This is a genomic window from Bradyrhizobium sp. Kon10 (assembly GCF_055807395.1).
Genome location: NZ_JBVVOZ010000017.1, coordinates 38,242 through 59,578, shown reverse-complemented (window position 1 = coordinate 59,578; position 21,337 = coordinate 38,242). Strand labels below are relative to the sequence as shown.

Genomic DNA, 21,337 nt, shown 5'->3' with positions numbered 1-21,337 from the left:
GTAACTGTCATTCCGGGGCGCGCGCAAGCGCGAACTATGGTGCGCAATTGCGCACCTGAGAATCTCGAGATTCCGGGTTCGATGCTGCGCATCGCCCCGGAATGACAGCGACTGTAATTCCGACCCGCGGAACAACGCCGCCTCCATCACCGGAGGCGGCGTTTTTATTTCTCCCGCACTCTCCAAAGTTTGTGTACCAATGGCGCCGAGAACAGCTTGTCCTAGCGCTCCGTACCAATCGTTCGAAAGGGAGAAAACAATGCGTGAAGCCGTCATCGTTTCCTATGCGCGCACCGGGCTGGCGAAGTCCGGCCGCGGCGGGTTCAACATCACGCCGCCGATGTCGCTGGCCGCGCACGCCATTCACCACGCGGTCGACCGCGCCGGTGTCGAGAAGGACTATGTCGAGGATTGCTACCTCGGCAATTGCGCCCATGGCGCGCCGAACATCGGCCGCCAGGCGGCGCTGCTCGCCGGCCTACCCAAGAGCACCGGCGGCGTTTCGGTCAATCGTTTCTGCTCGTCGGGCCTGCAGACCATCGCGATGGCCGCGAACTCGATCCGCTCGGACGGCTCCGACTGCATCGTCGCGGGCGGTGTCGAGAGCATCTCGATCCCCGGCGGCGGATCGCCGAAGGAATGGGTCGATCCGGAGCTGCTGAAGACCGCGCCGGCGATCTTCATGGCGATGATCGACACCGCCGACATCGTCGCCGAGCGCTACAACGTCAGCCGCGAATACCAGGACGAATATTCGCTGGAGTCGCAGCGCCGCATGGCCGCGGCGCAGCAGGCGAACAAGTTCAAGGACGAGATCGTCCCGATGAAGACCAAGATGAAGGTGGTCGACAAGGCAACCAAGGCCGAGTCGATCGTCGACTACGTCGTCGACCGCGACGAGTGCAATCGTCCCGAGACCACGCTGGAAGGCCTCGCCAAGCTCGAGCCGGTGAAGGGCCCGGGCAAGTCCGTCACCGCCGGCAATGCCAGCCAGCTCTCCGACGGCGCAGCCGCGGTGGTGCTGATGGAAGCCAAGGATGCCGAGAAGCGCGGCCTCAATCCGCTGGGCCGCTTCGTCGCCTGGGCCGCGGCGGGCTGCGAGCCGGACGAGATGGGCATCGGCCCGATCTTCGCCGTGCCGAAGCTGTTGAAGCGTCACGGCCTCAAGATCGACGACATCGATCTCTGGGAGCTCAACGAGGCCTTCGCCAGCCAGTGCCTCTATTCGCGCGACAAGCTCGGCATCGACCCCGAGAAGTACAACGTCAACGGCGGCTCGATCGCGATCGGCCACCCCTTCGGCATGACCGGCGCGCGTCTCACCGGCCACATCCTCCAGGAAGGCAAGCGCCGCAAGGCCAAGTGGGGCGTAGTGACGATGTGCATCGGCGGCGGCCAGGGCGGCGCCGGCCTGTTCGAGATCTATAGCTGAGGCGATCGCACAGCCTCGATTGCGATGGGCACGGCGTGAGCCGTGCCCTTTTTGTTTGGACCGAAGCGAATAATGAGTGAGTCCAGAAAACTCGCCGCGGGCTCGCTGCACCTCTCCCGCTTGCGGGAGAGGTCGGCGCTCCGGGCGATCCGGAGCATCGTCCGGCGCGGCGGGTGAGGGTTCTTTCCTCTGGGGGATTGTCCCGTTGCGGAGATACCCTCTCCCCAACCCTCTCCCGCAGGCGGGAGAGGGAGCGCACCGTCTTTGCGGCGATCAGTCGGCTGCTCTGATCGCGCTTACGCCCGCGCCAGCGCGGGCGCGAACACCACTTCGATCAGCGTGCCGGTATTCGCCGTGCTCTTGATGTTGAACCGGGCGCGGTTGGCCTCGACCAGTGCCTTGGTCAGCGACAGGCTGAGCGCCGAACTGTCCGACGCATCGCCGGGCGGCGGCGTGCGGAACGGCTCCATCGCGGCGGCGACTTCGTTGTCGCTGAGGCCATGACCGGTGTCGCGGATGCGCAAGCACACCTCGCCGCGGTCGTTCAGCGCAGTCGAGACGATCACCTGGCCGCCGGCGCTGGCAAGCCGGATCGAATTTGACACCAGGTTCATGGTGACCTGCCGCAGCGCGCGCGCATCGCCCGTCACCTGCGGCAGCGCGTGGCCGAGCGAGGTGCGGATGATGATGCGCTCGCGATTGGCCTGCGGCTGCATCACCACGACGCAGGCTTCGACCAGATCGTTGAGGTTGAGATCGGCGAAGTTGAGATCGAGCTTGCCGGTTTCGATCCGCGACAGCTCCAGCAAATCGTCGATGATGGTGATGACGCGCTCGCCGGAGGCGCGGATGTCCTTCATGTACTCGCCATAGCGCTCGTTGCCGAGCGTGCCGAAGCGCTCCGAGATCATCACCTCGGCAAAGCCGATGATGGCGTTGAGCGGCGTGCGGATCTCGTGGCTGATCCGCGCCAGCATGTCGGCCTTGGCATTGGCGGCGCCGTCGGCGAGACGGCGGGCGCGCGTCAGCTCGTTCTCGCCCTGCTTGCTCTGCGACAGGTCGCGGAACACGGCGAAGAAGTTCGGGCCGTCGGGCCGGGTGCGGCCCATGATCATCGCGAGCGGAATCACGCCGCCCTTCTTCTCGCGGCCCAGCACCTCGCGGCCATGGTCGAGCAGGCTGGCGATGTCCTGGCTCTTGAGGCTTTCGAGATAATCGATCACCACATGCTGGCTCTCGGGCGCGAACAGCGTCACGAGATTTTGCTGCATCAGCGCTTCGCCGTCATAGCCGAACAGCGCCTCCGCACTGCGGTTGCAGGCGTGGATGTTGCCTTCGGCATCGAACATGACGATGCCCTCGGCCGTGGTGTCGAGGATTGCGGCGAGATCCTCGGCATCCGCCTCGCCGGCCTCGGGCTCAGGCTCGGGCTCGGGAGCGAAGACGAGGGTCTCGGCGTCGACAGGCGGCGCGGCAACGGGCGCAGCGGTGGCAGGTTCGGCGATGACAGCCGCGGCCTGCGGCAGCGCGCAGATCAGCGCATGCGCGGAGGCGCCGTCCCAGTCGATGGTATGCAGATGCGCTTCCGTGGTCGCAAGCGGCTGCTCGCCGTTCGCAACGGTCGCGCTGATCGTCACCGGCGTGCCGGCGTGCGACGTGCTGCTGGCGGTGGACACGCCGGGCTCGACATAGAGCGCATCGAGCCCGCCGGCCTCTTCCAGTGCACCGAGGCTTGCGTAGCCCATGCGCGCGAGGAACGCGGCGTTGGCGTAGAGCAGGCGGTCGAGGCGATAGATCAGGATGCCGGTCGGCAGCAGGTCGAGCAGCGTGCGGTCGCGTGCGCTGTCGCCGCGCGGCGGCGGCGCCGGTTCGCTCAGCCATTCGGGCGCGGCATGCGGCGGCTCGGGTTCAGGCGGGTCGGGCGTGATCTCCGCTGTCGGCGGTTCATCCGCTGCAGCCGCGATCGTTTCCTTCTCGCGTTCGAGCCGCTCCGACAATTGCCGGGCGAGCTCGTTGAACGCGCTGTTCTCGACCGGCGTCAGCGTCGGTGCTCGCGCATCGCCGGGCTGTCGGAACGGCAGGACATTGGGAGGCGTTTCCACGGGCGTTTCCAGATCGGTTGGGTGTGAATTCGCATCAGTAACGGGTTCGGGCAGTTCAGCTTCGGGCTCAGTTGCAGGCGGAGGCGGCTCGTCCGGCGGAGGCGGCGGCTCCGCTTCAGGCTCAGGCCCAGGCTCAGGCGCGACCTCATCGGTCGACACACCGTGCTGCGCCGGCGGCTCTACCAGCTGCTCGTAGCGCCGCAATGCATCGAGCCGGTTGAGCCCGTCGAGATCGCGGCAGACGCCAAAGCCCTTGAAGCCCGCGAAATTGCGCTCGCGGTCGTAGACGGGCAGGCCCGCAAGCTCGACCGGCACATGCTCGCCGCCATCGGCCGGCCAGTTCACGGTGATGCCGGCCCAGGTGTCGTGGCTCGCCAGCGCCTGCGCGACGCGCCCGTCCGGATCGAGCGCAAACGCGTCGGCGATGTCGCGCCAGGGCCGGCCGAAGCCGGCCGCGGTGCGCGGGCCGATCAGGCGGATGAACTCGTCCGAGCCGAGCACGAAGCGGCCCTCCGCATCCATCTGCCACAGGAAGCGCAGCGGATGCTGGTGCGGTACGGGCGGCTCTGGGGCCGGAGACGGCTCGACCATGGCGGCCGTGGTCGGCTCGGCTTGCGGCGGCACAATGGCCTCAGGCGGGTTTTCAACCGGAGTTTGGGGTGCGGCCTCGATCGCCTCTGGTGTTGCGTCTGGCGCGGTCTCTTCTGCGGCTGGCTCCGGCGGGTGAGTGATCGTCTCGGCCGGCGTTTCGACCGGTTCGGCGAACGCGTCGAACAGCGCAATCCCGCTGGAGGCTTCGTGCGATGGCGACGGCTGGCTCGGCATCGCGACGGCCTGCTGCGCGGGTTGAGCCGGCGTTTCAGGCGCTGCGTCGGGCGTGCTCTCGCTCACGGTCGCAACAGGCTCGGCCTGCACAATGTTGGGCTCGATCAGCGTGACCAGACCAACATCGCTGCCGCTGCCGACCCGTTGCAGCACCATGTTGCCGATGCCGATCGGCATTTCGACCCGGCCCTGGGCCAGCGCATCGCTGCGCGCCTGCTCGAGGCCGGCCTCGCCGAGATCGCGAAAGCCGAGCAGGGCACGGGCCGCTTCGCTTGCGCCGATGAACAGGCCGTCGGGTGCGAACGCGGCCATCGGCACCGCGGCGCCTTCGACCAGACGAAGCAGCCGCTCGACCAGCGGCATGGTGCGCAGCGCCGGGTCCATCGCGCTGACCAGCACGGCGTGGTGGCCATCGGCAAATTCGAGCCGCGCGCAGGCGCAGGTCATCAGGCTGCCGAGCCGCGCGCCGAAGCCGCGCAGCCGTTCGAGCCTGGTGGCGCCGTTGGCGGGCAGCTGCCGCGCCAGCCGGACGATCTGGCGGCGATGGTTGTCGGCCGGGCCGAAGCTCCGGTCCGCGAGCACGGCGGCATTCGCTGCGCCGAACAGCCTGGCGCCGACCGGATTGGCCCAGAGCACGCGCGTGCCGTCGATCGACCAGAGCCAGGCGGGCAGCGGGGAGGTCGCGTGCACGGCCAGCCGGGAATCGCCGACGCCTCGCAACTGGAAATCCGAACTACTCATCCAACCGGCTTCAGGTCTCGCTGTCAGGCATCACGGGCAGGCATCACTGGCAGGGCTGCCGGGAATGACAGCCTTAAGAAAGGGTTAGTATCGCGCGCGGGCGCCGGCAGGTCCACGGCGGAAGCCTACGGAGAGAAGCCTAAAGCCGCGATAACCTTAATGCCGCCGCCCCCGCAAGCGGGAGCGAGCTTGCATCCGCAGGATTCGCGCAATGGTCCTGCTGACGCGGCATCACAGGTGCCCATCCTCCCCTGGAGGGGGAGGATCGGTTCGCGCGGAGCGAAGCGACGTGCGAACCGAGGTGGGGTGACAGTCTTTCCCCCGAAGCGGTGCCCGAGTGGAGAGATCACCCCACCCCGCTCGCGCTTCGCGCGATCGACCCTCCCCCTCGAGGGGAGGGTAAGAGCAACGCCCGCACCCAATTCTCTCAACCACCGGTTCCCCACCCGGGGAACCTCACCCTAACCTAGATTAAATTATCGCAACGCGGCCATAATCGCGCTGCGTTGCACAATGTTGACATATTAGGCAGAGATGGTGGCGAGCACTGGGCGAGCCATCTCATTTTGTTGCGTTTCCAGTCTTTGCACCTGCTGAATTGAGGGCCCATGATCGGGGCCGGCGGGCGCGCCAGAGGGCTCACTCTCGTTTTCCAAATCGTGAGGGACAATCATGACAGGTGCGACTGATCCATTCTCTGCCTCCGTCATTCCGTTCGAGGTTCCGGAGCAGGTGCGTGCGTTCGCCGAAAAGGGCGTTTCGCAGGCGCGCGAAAGCTATGCCAAGTTCAAGGACGCCGCCGAAACCCACAACGGCGCCGTCGAGGCCGTGTTCACCAACGCCAGCAAGGGCGCGAGCGAATACACCGCCAAGCTGATGGAGTTCATGAAGGCCAACACCACGGCCCATCTCGACTTCACCCAGGAGCTGTTCAGCGTGAAATCGCCGTCGGATGCGTTCGCGCTCTGGACCGGCCATTCCAAGAAGCAGCTCGAGACCTTCCAGGCCCAGGCCAAGGAGCTCGCCGAGATCGCCCAGCGCGCCGCCACCGCCGCCGCCGAGCCGATCAAGGCCTCCGCCGCCAAGTTCTACCCGCCCGCCGCCTGAGCGGATCGGGCCTGAATTGACCAAGAAACCCGGGCCCAGCGCCCGGGTTTTTTCTTCACCTCTCCCGCCTGCGGGAGAGGCCGGGAGAGGGCTCTTTCCTCAACGGGAGTATCGCCGCCAAGCGGGCGAGGGGAGCGCAACACCAGCATGGTCACCATCAAGCCCGATTTCATCGCGCTGAGGGTGATTTACCCCGGGTTTTCGTCCGTTTGCGGCCTTGCCAAAAACACCCGTTGCACCTAGTTTCCGCCCCGTCCAGCCCCCCTCGGCATCGGCCCTCTTAAGGGCGCCCAGAGGTGCGGCTCGCAAGGATGCAGTTGTAGCTCAGTTGGTTAGAGCGCCTGTCTGTGGAACAGGAGGTCGGTGGTTCGAGCCCACCCAACTGTACCAGCGCCGGCAATTATTCAGCGCCACATTCCCACCTTTCAAGGTACGGACTAGTGACCCGCCGGCCCGCGGCGGCCGCGTTATCATCGTTTCGCGGACTGCGTATAGCCACTTGAGAGCGACGGGAAACTAGTTATACTCAACTTGCAAAATGAGTATAACATCGGTTGGAAGCCATGGCGCCGCCGAAGCTGGTCCTGCAAACCACCTACGCCGAACTGTTGGAGCGCTGCACCAATGCAGCGTTTGACGATGCGTTTGCGGAAGATGGTGCGTTCATAGCCAAGACGGTGAAGGCGCGAAAGTACTGGTACTTTCAAACGGGCGCGGGTGAAGATCGGAGCCAGAGATATGTCGGCCCGCAAACCCCCGAATTGCTGGACCGAATATCCCGTCACAAGCAGCATCGTGACGACATCAAGGAAAGGCGTGCGCTCGTATCGACGCTCGTGCGATCGTTCGGTTTACCGCGACCCATTCCGGACATCGGCGACGTTCTCGCTGCCTTGGCTAACGCGGGGGTCTTTCGACTCCGCGGCGTGCTGGTCGGCACCATTGCATTTCAGGCTTACCCCGCGATGCTCGGCGTGCGGCTTCCCGGTGCTCTGCTACAAACGGGCGACATTGACATTGCTCAATTCAGGAATGCCTCCGTCGCGCTTGGAGACAGCACGCCTCCGGTTCTCGAGGTCTTGAAGGGCGTCGACACGACGTTCCGAGCGGTGCCGCACGTCGTGGATGGAAGGCGTGTGACGAGCTACGCGGCAAAGGGCGGAGTGCGAGTCGATTTCCTCACCCCCAACACCGGTCCGGAGACAGGCGAGCCTCAGGCTCTGCCCGCGTTGCAAACTGATGCGCAGCCACTTCGCTTCCTGGATTATCTGATCCACGATCTGGAGCCGGCCGTGATACTGCACGGCGCCGGCATCGCCGTTTACGTTCCCGCGCCGGCACGCTTTGCGATCCATAAGCTCATCCTTTCACGGCGCCGAAGAGAGGGGGCGGCCAAGCGCGACAAGGACATCCAGCAGGCCGAGGCTTTATTGCGGGCACTCTCCGAGCTGAGACCGCACGATTTGAAGGAAGCCTGGGACGACGCACGCGAGCGTGGCCCAACATGGCGCCAGCTCCTTGAAGAAGGACTGAAAGAGGTCGAGAGCGTCACCCGTGACCTGACGCTGAAGACGGTTGGTGCCGTGCGATCTCTAATTCCGAGAATAGATCTTGAATTTGACAGCGCCCCTCCACGTTACGACTTGAGCCGGGACGTCATTGCATTCGCAGCGCAAGCACTTGGTCGGCAGGTCGCCTGCGCGATTAGTCGGGAGGCGCTCGACGACCATTTTGGGACCGACGGGCTCGACAAGGAGGGCAGGGTACAGGCTTTCCTCAGAAACCGGTCGAAGATCGAGCAGATGGCGCGGGCGAAATATCTGAATGGCCCGATCGAGGAGCCCGACGCCGTGCTGGTCAAGACGTCAGACGTGCGGGGCTCGGCAGGGCCGTCTCGCCACTAAATTTGGTTTCCGAATCAGCATTCGCCTTTACGCGTGGCTCGGAATTATGGTGACAGTGCATGAAACTTCACTTGGCTAGTTGTCGGAGGCGAGCCGTTGTCTCTTGAAGACCCCGATAAAGCCGTGCGGCTGGCGCGGGTCAGCCGTCTCGCCGCAAACGTGTTCGGAGACACGGAGAAAGCGCGCCGTTGGCTGCACAAGCCCAAGAGGGCGCTGGGCGGTGAAACGCCACTGGCTTATCTCGCGACGGAAGCGGGCGCGCGGGTCGTCGAGGAGATGTTGCACCGGATCGATCACGGCATCTTTGCGTGAAGGTCTGGCCATTTCCGATAGTGTCTTTCCATAGCGATGGCCCCTGGTAGCATGACATGACCGAAGCCGTTATTCGATCTGCGGGAGAGCACGACCTGTCGGAGGTGTTGAACCTTTACCGGCACCTTCATCCGCACGACCTTCAACTCGAGGCGGCCACCGCTGAACGGGTCCGGTCGACGTTGCTTTCATCCAGTTTCATGACCGTGATCGTGGCACAAGCGGAGGAACTGATTGTATCTTCGTGCACGCTCGCGATCGTGCCTAACCTGCCGCGAGGCTGGAGATCATATGGGGCGATTGAGAATGTCGTCACCCACGCCGACTATCGTCGGCTAGGCCTCGGTCGACGGGTTCTTGCTCGTGCGCTCGATGTTGCTTGGCAGGCGGACTGCTACAAAGTCCTGTTGGTGACGGGTTCGAAGCAAGAGACTACCCTGCGGCAAACCGAGCAGATTCGCCAGCACGAACGCTGCCGCTGGCATTGCCAGCAATTTGAGCGCGCTCATCACCACGAGACTCACCAACCGTACTCATGTTTGCACAGGGTGATCTACGTCACTGAGGCAATGAACGCTCTGAGATTAACTCCCGACTATCAGATGCCAGTCCGCAACCGCATCCAGACGGAGAGTGACATGATCTATCTTGCGAGCGAAGCCCTCACCTTAGACGACCTGGAAGCCGTGTCAGGTGGCCACATGAGTGCCGACGGAAAAACCTTCAGCGTCATACTTTGGAAGACCGCTGACACGAAGTACGGCATCAGCGTGGGCAGTGACGGGACGACATGCACGACGGTCAGCGGTCCCAACGGTCATGGCGGTTCCTGCACGCCGGCTTAGACGGGAAGCTGCTCACGCTGTCCCATGTTAGCCTCCCTGCAGTGGGCATCAGAGCAGACGAATGACCTTTGCGTGCAAACGCAAAATCCACCGGAACGATGGTGGAGCGCTCAACGCGCCACCACCATCACCACCACCGGCAACGTCACCGCCGCCAGCAGCGTGCCCAGCGCCACCGCGCCCGACACCGGGTTCACCAGCCGCTGGTACTGAACCGCAAAGATATACGCGTTGGCGCCGGTCGGCATCGCCGCGAACAGCACGATGACGCCGGCTGCGACTGGAGGCAAACCGAGCAGCTTGGCCAGCACGAACGCGGCCGCCGGCATCGCCAGCAGTTTCAGCGCGCTCATCATGACGACGCTCACCATCTCGCCCTTGACCTCGAACCGGAACAGATTGATGCCGAGCGCGATCAGCGCGGCCGGCGATCCCGCTTGCGCCAGCAGCTCGACGGTCCTGTCGACGACGGGGTTGAGACCCAGTCCGGTGAAGCGCCAGACCACGCCGAAGCCGATTCCCAGCATCAGCGGATTGCGCGCGAGGTCGGCGAGCACGGGCCGGATCACCGACAGCGCCGAGCCGCTCTGCTTGCGGCTGACCAGCTCCATTTGCAGGATGCCGCAGAGCCACAGCAGCGGCGTGTTCACCGACAGGATCAGCGCCATCGGCCCCGCCGCCTCGTTGCCCAGCGCCGAGAGCGTCAGGGGAATGCCGAGCATCACGATGTTGCCGTAGACCGAGCCGATCGCGAACACGACGCCGTCCTCGCGGTCCTCGCGCCGCTCGCGCAGCAGCGCCGAGATCGCCAGCGCCGCGATCCAGATGATCGCGAGCGCGCCGTAATAGGCGCCCCACATCCTGTAGGGGCTGACATCGGGGAATTCCGACACCACGATGGTGCGGAACAGCAACGCGGGGATCGCGATGCTGAAGGCGAATTCGGAGATGCCCTTGTGCGCGGTCTCCGAGACGAAGCGAAACAGCACCGCCGCATAGCCGGCCGCGATCAGGGCAAACACCGGCGCGACGATCAACACGGTGGCCATGCAGCCCTCTCCTGGAAGGGGATATGGACTGACCACCCCACGCACTTTCTATGCTGGCATCATGCCCCTGTTTTGCCCGACGTGTCAAAGCGAATTCGTATAATCCGTAAAACTTGTAGGATCCCCATGGACTTGGCTACTGTGCATGGGGTTGTTTTCGCGGTTTTTGCTGGACGGCCCTCGAAACCTCGGGGCTGCTCCGATCGCACCAGGTCCGGCCAAGGGGGGTAGTGGTGGACCGCGACGCATCCCACACACACAGCTGTCATCCTCCGCGAAAGCGGGGGATCCAGTACGCCGCGGCTTCTCGAGGGACGTTTGGCGTCTCTGGAATACTGGGTCGCCCGGTCAAGCCGGGCGATGACAGCGGAGAAGACCGCCGCTGTTGCCGAGACCGCACAGCTCCCGGTTTTCGCATCGCGCCGCCGTTGCCAACGCAGGGCCGTTCACCCACACTCCACCCCCTGTTCGAGCTTTGGGGGGACCGATGCCGGCGTTTCGCTTTGGGAAGTCCATTCTTGCGGCCGTGTCGGGGGTTGCCCTGGCCACGCTGATCGCGCCGGGCGCCGGCTTTGCCTACACGCCGGAGCAGCAGCAGGCCTGCACGCCGGATGCGATGCGGCTGTGCGGCGAGTTCGTTCCGAACGTGGATGCCATCACCGCCTGCATGATCCAGAAGAAGGCGCAGCTCTCGCCGCAGTGCCGGCCCTTCTTCCGGCAGGGGCCGGAGCCAAGCGAGGCGGCCGCGGTCCGGGTCCGCAAGCCGACCAGCATCGCACCCAAAACCGCGAGGAAGAACACCAAGCCCAAGGCGAAGAAGAAAAAGGTCGAAGACAGCTGAGCGCCGCCGTCGCGTTCGCGCGAAGCATCAGCCCCGCGACAGCCAACGGACTCCTTTTGTTCGCCTGCTGGCGTAACTCTCTCGCGACAACGTCGAATGCTTGCGATGGAAAAGAGTCGCGCAAAGCTTTTGCCCGGCACGGTTGTGTTCCACAGTTTCCCTGCATCGCTGCTCAAAAAACGCACGATTGCCCGCGCGAAGCGCGCTTCGTGACGGTTTGTGTCTGGCGTCGCGCGAAGCAGTGTGACTCAAAAGCCAACGCGGCCTGTTATTTTATGGCTGTGATGTAACTTATGATAAATTTTTCTTTCCCGAATCACCGCGGTGATTCATTTTCGCTGCCTGGGGTCAATCTGGAGGCAGAGGTATGAACGTTATTGTTTTTGCATCGCGTAAAGGTGGCTCAGGCAAAAGTACGCTAGCCGCGCATCTCGCCGCGCAGATCAAGGCGACCAAGCCTATTCTGCTCGTCGATGCGGATCCGCAGGGCTCGCTCACGCTGTGGCACAAGCTGCGTGGCACCAACGAGCCGCCGATCAAGGCGGCGGTGAACTCCGTCAGCGGCATCGTCTCCGCTGCCAAGCGCGACGGATACGAATGGGTGTTGATCGACACGCCGCCGAATCTCTCGGCCGTCGTGGACGACGCGATCAGGAACGCCACCATGGTGGTGATCCCGGCGCGGCCCGGCGTGTTCGACGTCAACGCCGTGCAGGAAACCATCCAGATGTGCCGTGCGGCGCGCAAGCCCTACGCGGTCGTTCTCAACGGTGCGCCGGCGCGTCGCGACGAATCCGAAAGCCCGATCGTCACCATCGCTCGCGAGGCACTCGCGAAGTTCCGGGCTCCGGTGTGGGGCGGCCAGATTACCAATCGTTCCGATTTGTTGATGGCACTTAGCCACGGCGAAGGCGCGCGTGAGTATCAGGCCGAGAGCCGGGCTGCTCAGGAAATTGCAAGGCTGTGGGCGGCGATCGAGCGTTCAGTCAAGGCCATTCGCGGCACGGCGTCGGCATCCGGCGCAATGCACAAGCAGGCGGCATAATTTTCATCAATCATTTCCCCGGACGAAAAACGCGCGGATGTCCGCGCGTTTTGCGTTTCTGGTCCGGTGGAGATGAGCTAGGCCACCATCAGCATGTAGAACACGATGACCGGCGACAGCGTCAGGATCACCGACCAGATGCCGACGGCCCAGAGAATGTCCGCGGTGCTGAAGCCCTGCTGTCCGGCGTCGAAATGCGACGCCACATCATTCTGATTATTCACGATCGCCCCCGCGATTTCTTTCGCTTATGGGCCAAGTGATACGCGAGATGTTTTAAATTCCGGATCGCAACTCCGCTCGCATTTGAAAACAGCTGTCACCCGCGGATTAACTATCCTCGCGGGCTTGCGTCAGCCTGCGAGCCAGACGCGAAACAGCAGCACCGGCATCAGGCCGAGCATCACTGCCCAGAAGCCGAACGACGACACCACCAGAATTCCCCTTAAAAGATCGGCAGGCGCGAACATGTCTGCCGCCGTCGGACGGATGCGTTGCCCCATGGTCATTCCCCCTGTGTGAAGACTTTGCAGGGCAACGATAGGCGCGATTGCGTAAACGAGACGTGGACAGTCCATGCCGCGGCCGCGAACGCCGTTCGCGCGCGGTTAACCATGGCATGTCTTCTTCCCCTCGCCCCTTGTGGGAGAGGGTGGATCGCCGCGTAAGCGGCGAGACGGGTGAGGGGTTGTCTCCGCGAATTCATCTGCTGCAAGTGAGCACGCTGATAGAGATCCCTCATCCGGCGCTTCGCGCCACCTTCTCCCACAAGGGGAGAAGGGGCAGCAGCGTTGCGCGGGGATTGTCTAAGCCGCCACCTGCATCCGCCGTTCGATCTCGCGGTCGAGTTGGGCGGCGAGCTCGCTCGACACTTCCACCATCGGCAGGCGCACCTCGGGGCTGTCGATCAGGCCGGTTCGCCACAGCCAGTACTTCGCCGGCGCCGGGCTCGGCTCGGCAAACAGCAGGCGCGTGAGCTCGGCGACCTCCTGCCAGCGTGCCCGCGCCGCGTCGTGATTGCCGCGCTTGATCTCGGCATAGACCGCCGCGAAAGTCGCGGTCTCGATGTGGGCCGAGAGCAGGATGCCGCCGTCGGCGCCGTCCGAGAGCGCCTCGAGGTATTTGGCGTCCTCGCCGGTGAGCACGCGAAAGCCCTTGGGCCGATCACGCAGCAATGCGATCGACTGCTCGCGGCTCGCGCCGCAATCCTTCAGGCCCATGATGTTCGGATGCTCGAGCAGCCGCAGCATGGTCTGGTTGGTGATGTTGACCGCGCAGCGATAGGGAATGTTGTAGAGCGCCAGCGGCCAGGCGGCGTGATCGGCGAGCGCTTCGAAATGCGCCAGCAGCCCGCGCTGAGACGGCCGTACATAATAAGGACTCGCGATCAGATAGCCGTCGATCGGCCAGTCCGCGGTCTCGTCGAGCCGGTCCTTCAGCCGCGAGGTATCGGCGCCGGAGAGGCCGAGGCAGATCGGAAGGTTGCGGCGGCCGGCCGCCATTTCGTCGCGCACGATGGCGACGAGGCGTTCGAGCTCGGCATCGCGTAGCGTCATGCCTTCGCCTGAGGTTGCCCCCAGGATGAAGCCGTCGACGGCCTCTCCGGCGTAGTGCCGCGTCAGCCGCCGCAGCGACGTCTCGTCAAGACGATTGTTCCGAAACGGCGTCACCAGCGGCAGCCACAGCCCGTGCAAATGCGTTGGCAGGTCGGTCATGTTCCTTCTCCTTCTCAAAGAGAGACCTGAGACGGAGGGCACATGAAAAAACCCCGTCCAGGCGGCGGGGTTTTCGGGTTTGGCTCGCGATGACGAAGTCGAGTTAGCGCGCGCAAAAATCCGAGGTCCCCGGGTGGGGGCCTTTTTTGGAAACGATTGCGCACGACTTCGTGATCATTGGCAAATGATGCGGGGTGTACGTGGAACTGTCAATACACGCGGAAGGCGAATGGCGAATTTGACAGAAAAAAAGCCGGGCTCAAGAGAGCCCGGCTTAAGGTATTGGCCACGTGAGGCCGACACAATCACCTTCCAAGAGGGATTACTGAACTCCCGCGCCACTGGAGGAGGGGGACAAATGCGCAACGCGAAGGCTCAGCGTGCAAACAGTATGAGCTTGCGAAGCGTCATGCAGCAACCGTCCAGCTCGCATGTCAGACATGCGGAAATCAGGACGGCCAGCGCTGCGCCTTGCTCACCACGAAGTCACGGAACACCTGCACGCGCGCGACCGTTTTCAATTCTTCCGGATAGACAAAATAGGTGTCGAGCTGGATCGAATCCGATTCGCCGAACAGTTGCACGAGGCGGCTCTGTTCTTCGATCAGATAATCCGGCAGCGCGGCGATGCCGAGGCCCTGCTGACAGGCGCGCACCAGGCCGAGGATGTTGTTCACCCTGAAATAGGCCTCGCGCGGACCCGAGCCGTTGCGGCCGGCTTCGACCAGCCAGTTGCGGTTCTGAAGATGCGGCGCGAAGTTGCCGTCGGAGAGCGTGATGATGCGGTGGGCGTCGAGCTCTTCCAGAGTTCGCGGCGTGCCGAAGCGCTTGATGTAGTCCGGCGAGCAATAGGCGTGGAAGCCCATCGCGAAAAGCTTGCGCTGAATGAGATCCGGCTGCGTCGGTTTACGGGTGCGGATCGCGACGTCGGCCTCGCGCATCGAGAGGTCGAGTTCCTCGTCCGTGACGATCAGCGAGATCCGGATCTCCGGATACAGCGCGGTGAACTCGCCGAGGCGCGGGATCAGCCAATTGATGCCGACGCCCGGCGTGGTGGTGATCTTGAGATCGCCGCTCGGCCGCTCGCGGCTGTCGGTCAGTTTGGCGCGCGCCGCCTGCAGCTGCATGAACACGTCATGCGCGGTGCGGAACAACAGGTCGCCCTGCTCGGTGAGGATCAGGCCGCGGGCATGGCGATGGAACAGCGAGACCGAGAGCTCCTGCTCCAGCGCCGAGACCTGGCGAGAGACTGCCGATTGCGACAGGCCGAGTTGCTCGCCGGCATGCGTGAAGCTGCCCGCTTCCGCCGCCGCGTGAAACACCTTCAGCTTGTCCCAATCCATATCCGTAAATCCGTCGCGTGTTCGGGGCATGATCTTTATTCCGCTGCCGCGCGCTCGCTGGCGCGCAGGGCCAAGAAACGTTCGGCTTCGAGGGCTGCCATGCAGCCGAGGCCGGCGGCCGTTACGGCCTGGCGGTAGGTCTCGTCGGCGACATCGCCGGCGGCGAACAGGCCGGGCACCGAGGTCGCGGTCGAGTTCGGGGCGACCTCGACATAGCCCGACGGTTTGAGCTTGACTTGGTCCTTCACCAACTCGGTCGCGGGCGCGTGCCCGATGGCGATGAAGACGCCGTCAGTCTTCAGCTCGGTGAGCGAGCCGGTCTTGACGTTCTTCAGGCGGACATGGGTGACCTTGTTTGGGTTCTCGGTGCCGCAGATCTCGTCGATAGCTGACTCCCAGACCACCTTGATCTTCGGGTGCTTGAACAGACGCTCCTGCAGGATGCGCTCGGCGCGGAAGTGATCGCGACGATGCACGATGGTGACCTGCGAGGCATGGTTGGTCAGGAACAGGGCTTCCTCGACCGCGGTATTGCCGCCGCCGACCACGATCACTTCCTTGCCGCGATAGAAGAAGCCGTCGCAGGTGGCGCAGGCCGACACGCCGCCGCCCTGGAATTTCGCTTCAGACGGCAGCCCGAGCCAGCGCGCCTGAGCGCCGGTGGCAAGGATCACGGTTTCGGCGAGATAGACGTCGCCGCTATCGCAAGTGAGGCGGAACGGCCGCTGCGAGGTGTCGAGCTTGATCACCAGATCGGTCTTGATCTGGGTGCCGACGTGCAGCGCCTGCTTCTCCATCTGTTCCATCAGCCAGGGGCCCTGGATCACGTCGGCGAAGCCCGGATAGTTCTCGACGTCGGTTGTGATGGTGAGCTGGCCGCCCGGCTGGATGCCCTGGATCAGGATCGGCTCGAGCATCGCCCGCGCAGCGTAGATCGCCGCCGTGTAGCCGGCGGGGCCGGAGCCAATGATGACGACCTTTGCATGGACAGGGGCGGACATTTTAGCGGACGCCTTTCACGGGGGATTTGCAGCGCGGGCGCGGAAGGTGCCGGGAGGCCTCGCGGAGGCGCTGAAATATCACTGAGCTAATCTAAGCCTTCTGGTGAGCCATGCAAGAATTGCATTCCCATTCGGCGGATTTTTCCAACAAGGAACAAAAGTCGATTGCGCTGCACGCGCAATAAAATTGCTCATCCGGCGCAGACTGGGTATGAGGATTGCGACAAACCCACCCGATACCGCCGGAAGGCCAGGAGTTCCAATCACGTGTCGCGGAACCTAGACGAGATCGACTTCAAAATTCTCGCCGAGATCCAGGCCGACGGCCGAATCACCAATGTCGAGCTGGCCAAGCGCGTCGGGATTTCGCCCCCGCCATGCCTGCGCCGCGTCCGGGCGCTGGAGGAGGAGGGCTACATTAACGGCTATCGCGGTCTCCTGGACGCGCGGAAGCTCGGTTTCGACGTCACGGTGTTCGCCGCCGTGCATCTCTCCAGCCAGGCCGAAGCTGACTTGCGCGCTTTCGAGGAGTTCGTTCGCGCCGAGCCGCTGGTGCGGGAATGCTGGATGTTGTCGGGCGAGGTCGATTTCATCCTGAAATGCGTCGCGCCCGACATGGCGACCTTCCAGGATTTTGTCACGCACCTGACCGCAGCGCCGCATGTACGCAACGTGCGGACGTCGCTCGTGCTGCATAACTCGAAGTATGAAGCGGCCGTGCCGCTCGATGTGAAGGGGCGAAGATAGCTCGCTGTGTTCTCCCTCTCTCCCCGCTGTCATGGGACGAGGTGAAGGCAGCAACGCGCAGCAACAAAAAGGCCGCGCCAAGCGCGGCCTTTTTTCATGTCGGCACGTACGGCGGCAAGTCCTTACCGCCACTCCACCTTGGTGATCTCGTAGGCCTTGGCCCCGCCGGGTGCGTTGACCTCGACGGTTGAACCTTTCTTCTTGCCGATCAGCGCGCGCGCGAGCGGGGAGGTGATGGAGATGCGGCCCTTCTTGGCGTCGGCCTCGACCTCGCCAACGATCTGCCACACGGCCTTCTTTTCGGTGTCCTCGTCGACCAGCGTCACGGTGGCGCCGAACTTGATAGTGTCGCCGGAGAGCTTCGAAATGTCGATGATGTCGGCGCGCGCGAGCTTGTCCTCGAGCTCGGCGATGCGGCCCTCATTGTGCGACTGTTCTTCCTTGGCGGCGTGATATTCCGCGTTCTCCGACAGGTCGCCGTGCGAGCGCGCCTCGGCGATATGCTCGATGATGCGCGGACGGTCCTCCGACTGGCGCTTCTTCAATTCTTCCCCGAGCGCGGCAAAGCCGCCCGCAGTCATCGGAACCTTTTCCATCTTCTCTCTCGTCCTTCGATCGTGCGCCCCAATTGGAGAGGCGCCCGCAACCTTGATTCGTCGGCCTTCCAGAGCCCAGACAGGGGCCGCCGGAGATTGACAGATAGGGGCTTGGCAACGGAACAGAACCGCCACACGACCGGTCAGTTCCTCCGGCCATTATGGCTTCATCGCCAATCGTTTAGCGGAGGCTATGCCGCCGCTAATGATCAGGTGTCCGAAAAATAGCTCTGCAGGGTACGAACCTCAAGGTCCCCGCCCAGATAGGCCCGGATGCCCTGCGCGGCCGCTACGGCCCCGGAAAGAGTGGTGTAATACGGCACTTTATGCAAGAGGGCCGCGCGCCGCAGCGAGCGGCTGTCGGCGAGCGCCTGCGGGCCCTCGGTGGTGTTGAAGACGAGCTGGACGTCGCCGTTGGTAATAGCATCGACGATATGCGGCCGCCCCTCCAGCACCTTGTTCACCTTCTCGGTCGGGATCCCCTGGTCAGTCAGGTAGCGCGCCGTTCCCGATGTCGCCAGCACCTTGAAGCCGAGCGAGTGCAACTCGCGAACGGCGTCGGCGATACGGGTTTTGTCGCTCTCGCGCACAGAGACGAACACGGTGCCCTTGCGTGGCACACGGGTGCCGCCGCCGAGCTGGCTCTTGGCGAACGCCACCGCGAAGGAGCGGTCGATGCCCATGACCTCGCCGGTCGAGCGCATCTCGGGCCCGAGCACGGTGTCGACACCGGGGAAGCGGGCGAACGGAAAAACCGATTCCTTGACCCCGACATGCTTGAAGTCGGCCTTCTTCAGCTTGAAGTCGGCAAGCTTCTCCCCCGCCATGATGCGGGCGGCAATCTTTGCGACCGGCGTGCCGACAACCTTGGCGACGAACGGCACCGTGCGCGAGGCGCGCGGATTGACTTCCAGCACGTAGATGTCGCCGTCCTTGATCGCGTATTGCACGTTCATCAAGCCGACGACGTCGAGGCCGAGCGCCAGCTCGCGCGTCTGCCGCTCCAGCTCCTCGATCATCTTGGCATCGAGGGAATGCGGCGGCAGCGAGCAGGCGGAGTCACCGGAATGAATGCCGGCTTCCTCGATGTGCTCCATGATCCCGACGATGAAGGTGTCCTTGCCGTCGCAGAGGCAGTCGACGTCGATTTCGGTCGCGTCGGACAGGTAGCGGTCGAACAGCAGCGGGTTCTTGCCGAGCACGGTGTTGATCTGCCCGGTCTTGTCGTTCGGGTAGCGCGCCTTGACGTCGGCGGGCACCAGTTCCGGCAGCGTGCCGAGCAGATAGTCGCTGAGCTGGTTGTCCTCGCGGATGATCTGCATGGCGCGGCCGCCGAGCACATAGGACGGGCGCACCACCAGGGGCAGGCCGAGATCGGTCGCCACCAGGCGGGCCTGCTCGACGGAATAGGCAATGCCGTTCTTCGGCTGCTTCAGGCGGAGCTTGTCGAGCACGCGCTTGAAGCGGTCGCGGTCCTCGGCGAGATCAATCGCGTCGGGCGAGGTGCCGAGGATTGGCACTTCGGCGGCTTCCAGCGCCCGCGCCAGCTTCAGCGGGGTCTGGCCGCCGAACTGCACGATCACGCCGTGCAGCGTGCCGTTGGTGCGCTCCTTCGCGATGATCTCGAGCACGTCCTCGGCGGTGAGCGGCTCGAAATAGAGCCGGTCGGCGGTGTCGTAGTCGGTCGACACCGTTTCGGGGTTGCAGTTGACCATGATGGATTCATAGCCGGCGTCATGCAGCGCGAAGCAGGCGTGACAGCAGCAATAGTCGAACTCGATGCCCTGGCCGATGCGGTTCGGCCCGCCGCCGAGGATGATGACCTTCTTCTTGTCCGACGGCGTGCTCTCGTCCGCCGGCACGCCCGCGAACGGCGCCTCGTAGGTCGAATACATGTAGGCGGTCGGCGAGGCGAATTCGGCCGCGCAGGTGTCGATGCGCTTGTAGACGGGTCGGACGCCAAGCGCGTGGCGCTTCGCCGTTACCTCGGCTTCCGTCGTCGCCACGAGCACGGCCAGCCGCGCGTCCGAGAAACCCATGGCCTTGAGCGTGCGCATGCCGAAGGCGTTGCCGGGCAGGCCGTTCTTGCGGACCTTGTCTTCCAGGTCGACGATGCCACGCATCTCACTGAGGAACCACGGATCGATCTTGCAGGAATTGAAGATCTCTTCGTTCGACCAGCCGAGCCGCATCGCCTGGGCGACCTGCAGGATGCGGTTCGGGGTCGGCGTGCCGAGCGCGGCGCGGATCGCGTTCTTGTCGTCGTCGCGGCCGAGGCCTTCGATCTCGATTTCGTCGAGACCGGTGAGGCCGGTCTCGAGCCCGCGCAACGCCTTCTGAAGACTTTCCTGGAACGTACGGCCGATCGCCATCACTTCACCGACCGACTTCATCGATGTCGTCAGCGTGGTGGAAGCGCCGGGGAATTTCTCGAACGCGAAGCGCGGCACCTTGGTGACGACGTAGTCGATGGTCGGCTCGAATGAGGCCGGCGTCGCGCCGCCGGTGATGTCGTTGGCGATTTCGTCGAGCGTGTAGCCGACCGCGAGCTTGGCCGCGACTTTGGCGATCGGGAAGCCGGTGGCCTTGGAGGCCAGCGCGGACGAGCGCGACACCCGCGGGTTCATCTCGATGACGACCATGCGGCCGTCGTCGGGATTGACGCCGAACTGCACGTTGGAGCCGCCGGTCTCCACGCCGATCTCGCGCAGCACCGCCAACGAGGCGTCGCGCATGATCTGGTATTCCTTGTCGGTCAAGGTCAGTGCCGGCGCCACCGTGATGGAATCGCCGGTGTGCACGCCCATCGGATCGAGGTTTTCGATCGAGCAGACGATGATGCAATTGTCCTTCTTGTCGCGCACCACCTCCATCTCGAACTCTTTCCAGCCGAGCACGGATTCTTCGATCAGCACTTCGTTGGTCGGAGACGCGTCGAGGCCGCGCTCGATGATGTCAAGGAATTCTTCCTTGTTGTACGCAATGCCGCCGCCGGTGCCGCCCATCGTGAAGGAGGGGCGGATGATCGCGGGCAGGCCGATCTCGGAGAGCGCCATCAGCGCCTGACCGAGCGCATATTCCTGGTAGCGCTTGCGGCGGTCGCCTTCACCGAGCGTCCATTGCCGCTCGAGCTCTTCGAGTGCCGCACCAGAGGCCTTCGCGCGTTCGGCCTGGTACTTGTCGCGGAAGGATTTCTTCAGCTCGGAGGCGTTGGCGAGCCGCGACTTCGGCGTCTCGAGCCCGATCTTGGTCATGGCCTCGCGGAACAGCTGGCGGTCCTCGGCCTTGTCGATGGCGTCGGCGGTGGCGCCGATCATCTCGACATCGAACTTCTCCAGCGTGCCTTGCCGGCGCAGCGACAGCGCGCAGTTCAGCGCGGTCTGTCCACCCATGGTCGGCAGCAGCGCGAAGCCGCCGGGAATGACGTGGCGTTCCTTCTCGATGATCTTGGCGACGATTTCCGGCGTGATCGGCTCGATATAGGTCGCATCGGCCAATTCCGGGTCGGTCATGATGGTGGCCGGATTGGAGTTGACGAGGACGATGCGGTAGCCCTCTTCCTTCAGCGTCTTCACCGCTTGCGTGCCCGAATAGTCGAACTCGCAAGCCTGGCCGATCACGATGGGACCGGCGCCGATGATCAGAATGGTGGTGATGTCTGTACGTTTGGGCATCAACTCTCGCCGAAGTGGAATTTGGGCACAAAAAAAGGGCGCGCTACCGCGCGTCCCC

General features: G+C 64.0%; 17 protein-coding genes and 1 tRNA gene. 9 read left to right on the top strand and 9 right to left on the bottom strand.

What is annotated here, in order from left to right; genetic code table 11:
* Positions 1 to 259 precede the first annotated feature (259 nt).
* Positions 260 to 1,432 (top strand): thiolase family protein, encoded by a 1,173-nt coding sequence (locus tag AC0L2O_RS22975; protein ID WP_369721065.1) that lies wholly within the window; start codon positions 260 to 262, stop codon positions 1,430 to 1,432.
* Positions 1,433 to 1,728: 296 nt separating this feature from the next.
* Here the strand turns inward: AC0L2O_RS22975 and AC0L2O_RS22970 are convergent, their stop codons facing one another.
* Positions 1,729 to 5,100: a PAS domain-containing protein gene (locus AC0L2O_RS22970; RefSeq protein WP_473371297.1), complete on the bottom strand. Its 3,372-nt coding sequence runs from the start codon at positions 5,098 to 5,100 to the stop codon at positions 1,729 to 1,731.
* Between the two features lie 672 nt (positions 5,101 to 5,772).
* On the opposite strand from AC0L2O_RS22970, the gene AC0L2O_RS22965 reads away from it, so the two are divergent.
* The 5 genes from AC0L2O_RS22965 (at position 5,773) to AC0L2O_RS22945 (ending at position 9,268) form a co-directional block, all read left to right on the top strand.
* Positions 5,773 to 6,207: a phasin gene (locus AC0L2O_RS22965; RefSeq protein WP_409191914.1), complete on the top strand. Its 435-nt coding sequence runs from the start codon at positions 5,773 to 5,775 to the stop codon at positions 6,205 to 6,207.
* Between the two features lie 313 nt (positions 6,208 to 6,520).
* Positions 6,521 to 6,597: transfer RNA gene (locus AC0L2O_RS22960), tRNA-His, on the top strand.
* Positions 6,598 to 6,770: 173 nt separating this feature from the next.
* Positions 6,771 to 8,111, top strand: a complete 1,341-nt coding sequence (locus AC0L2O_RS22955) for a GSU2403 family nucleotidyltransferase fold protein (protein ID WP_473371296.1) — start codon at positions 6,771 to 6,773, stop codon at positions 8,109 to 8,111.
* Positions 8,112 to 8,207: 96 nt separating this feature from the next.
* The gene (locus tag AC0L2O_RS22950; RefSeq protein WP_369721084.1) at positions 8,208 to 8,423 is read left to right on the top strand and encodes an antitoxin Xre/MbcA/ParS toxin-binding domain-containing protein; all 216 of its coding nucleotides are present in this window, start codon (positions 8,208 to 8,210) and stop codon (positions 8,421 to 8,423) included.
* Between the two features lie 56 nt (positions 8,424 to 8,479).
* Positions 8,480 to 9,268 carry a GNAT family N-acetyltransferase gene (locus AC0L2O_RS22945; RefSeq protein ID WP_473371295.1) on the top strand — a complete coding sequence of 263 codons (789 nt, stop codon included), beginning with the start codon at positions 8,480 to 8,482 and terminating at the stop codon, positions 9,266 to 9,268.
* A gap of 110 nt (positions 9,269 to 9,378) precedes the next feature.
* On the opposite strand, the gene AC0L2O_RS22940 is transcribed toward AC0L2O_RS22945, so the two are convergent.
* Positions 9,379 to 10,317, bottom strand: coding sequence for an AEC family transporter (locus AC0L2O_RS22940; protein WP_409191949.1), 939 nt, complete (start codon positions 10,315 to 10,317; stop codon positions 9,379 to 9,381).
* A gap of 487 nt (positions 10,318 to 10,804) precedes the next feature.
* Here AC0L2O_RS22940 and AC0L2O_RS22935 point away from each other — a divergent pair, with 487 nt between their 5' ends.
* The gene (locus AC0L2O_RS22935) at positions 10,805 to 11,158 is read left to right on the top strand and encodes a hypothetical protein (protein ID WP_473371294.1); all 354 of its coding nucleotides are present in this window, start codon (positions 10,805 to 10,807) and stop codon (positions 11,156 to 11,158) included.
* A 367-nt stretch (positions 11,159 to 11,525) separates the two neighbouring features.
* Positions 11,526 to 12,203, top strand: a complete 678-nt coding sequence (locus tag AC0L2O_RS22930) for a ParA family protein (protein WP_211381568.1) — start codon at positions 11,526 to 11,528, stop codon at positions 12,201 to 12,203.
* Positions 12,204 to 12,280: 77 nt separating this feature from the next.
* Here the strand turns inward: AC0L2O_RS22930 and AC0L2O_RS22925 are convergent, their stop codons facing one another.
* The 5 genes from AC0L2O_RS22925 to trxB all read right to left on the bottom strand — a co-directional run bounded on the left by AC0L2O_RS22925 (position 12,281) and on the right by trxB (position 16,262).
* Positions 12,281 to 12,427 (bottom strand): hypothetical protein, encoded by a 147-nt coding sequence (locus AC0L2O_RS22925; RefSeq protein WP_369721089.1) that lies wholly within the window; start codon positions 12,425 to 12,427, stop codon positions 12,281 to 12,283.
* A gap of 129 nt (positions 12,428 to 12,556) precedes the next feature.
* Positions 12,557 to 12,706 (bottom strand): hypothetical protein, encoded by a 150-nt coding sequence (locus tag AC0L2O_RS22920; RefSeq protein ID WP_369721090.1) that lies wholly within the window; start codon positions 12,704 to 12,706, stop codon positions 12,557 to 12,559.
* A gap of 303 nt (positions 12,707 to 13,009) precedes the next feature.
* Positions 13,010 to 13,918: a 4-hydroxy-tetrahydrodipicolinate synthase family protein gene (locus tag AC0L2O_RS22915; protein ID WP_473371293.1), complete on the bottom strand. Its 909-nt coding sequence runs from the start codon at positions 13,916 to 13,918 to the stop codon at positions 13,010 to 13,012.
* Between the two features lie 449 nt (positions 13,919 to 14,367).
* Positions 14,368 to 15,291 (bottom strand): LysR family transcriptional regulator, encoded by a 924-nt coding sequence (locus tag AC0L2O_RS22910; RefSeq protein ID WP_369721092.1) that lies wholly within the window; start codon positions 15,289 to 15,291, stop codon positions 14,368 to 14,370.
* Between the two features lie 5 nt (positions 15,292 to 15,296).
* On the bottom strand, positions 15,297 to 16,262 hold the full coding sequence (trxB, locus tag AC0L2O_RS22905; RefSeq protein ID WP_473371292.1) for a thioredoxin-disulfide reductase: 966 nt from the start codon (positions 16,260 to 16,262) through the stop codon (positions 15,297 to 15,299).
* A gap of 267 nt (positions 16,263 to 16,529) precedes the next feature.
* On the opposite strand from trxB, the gene AC0L2O_RS22900 reads away from it, so the two are divergent.
* On the top strand, positions 16,530 to 17,009 hold the full coding sequence (locus AC0L2O_RS22900) for an Lrp/AsnC family transcriptional regulator (RefSeq protein WP_369721093.1): 480 nt from the start codon (positions 16,530 to 16,532) through the stop codon (positions 17,007 to 17,009).
* A 122-nt stretch (positions 17,010 to 17,131) separates the two neighbouring features.
* Here AC0L2O_RS22900 and greA read toward each other — a convergent pair whose 3' ends face one another.
* Together greA and carB are read right to left on the bottom strand one after the other, a co-directional pair.
* On the bottom strand, positions 17,132 to 17,605 hold the full coding sequence (gene greA / locus AC0L2O_RS22895) for a transcription elongation factor GreA (protein ID WP_027534300.1): 474 nt from the start codon (positions 17,603 to 17,605) through the stop codon (positions 17,132 to 17,134).
* A 209-nt stretch (positions 17,606 to 17,814) separates the two neighbouring features.
* Positions 17,815 to 21,279, bottom strand: coding sequence for a carbamoyl-phosphate synthase large subunit (carB, locus tag AC0L2O_RS22890; RefSeq protein WP_473371291.1), 3,465 nt, complete (start codon positions 21,277 to 21,279; stop codon positions 17,815 to 17,817).
* Positions 21,280 to 21,337: the final 58 nt, after the last annotated feature.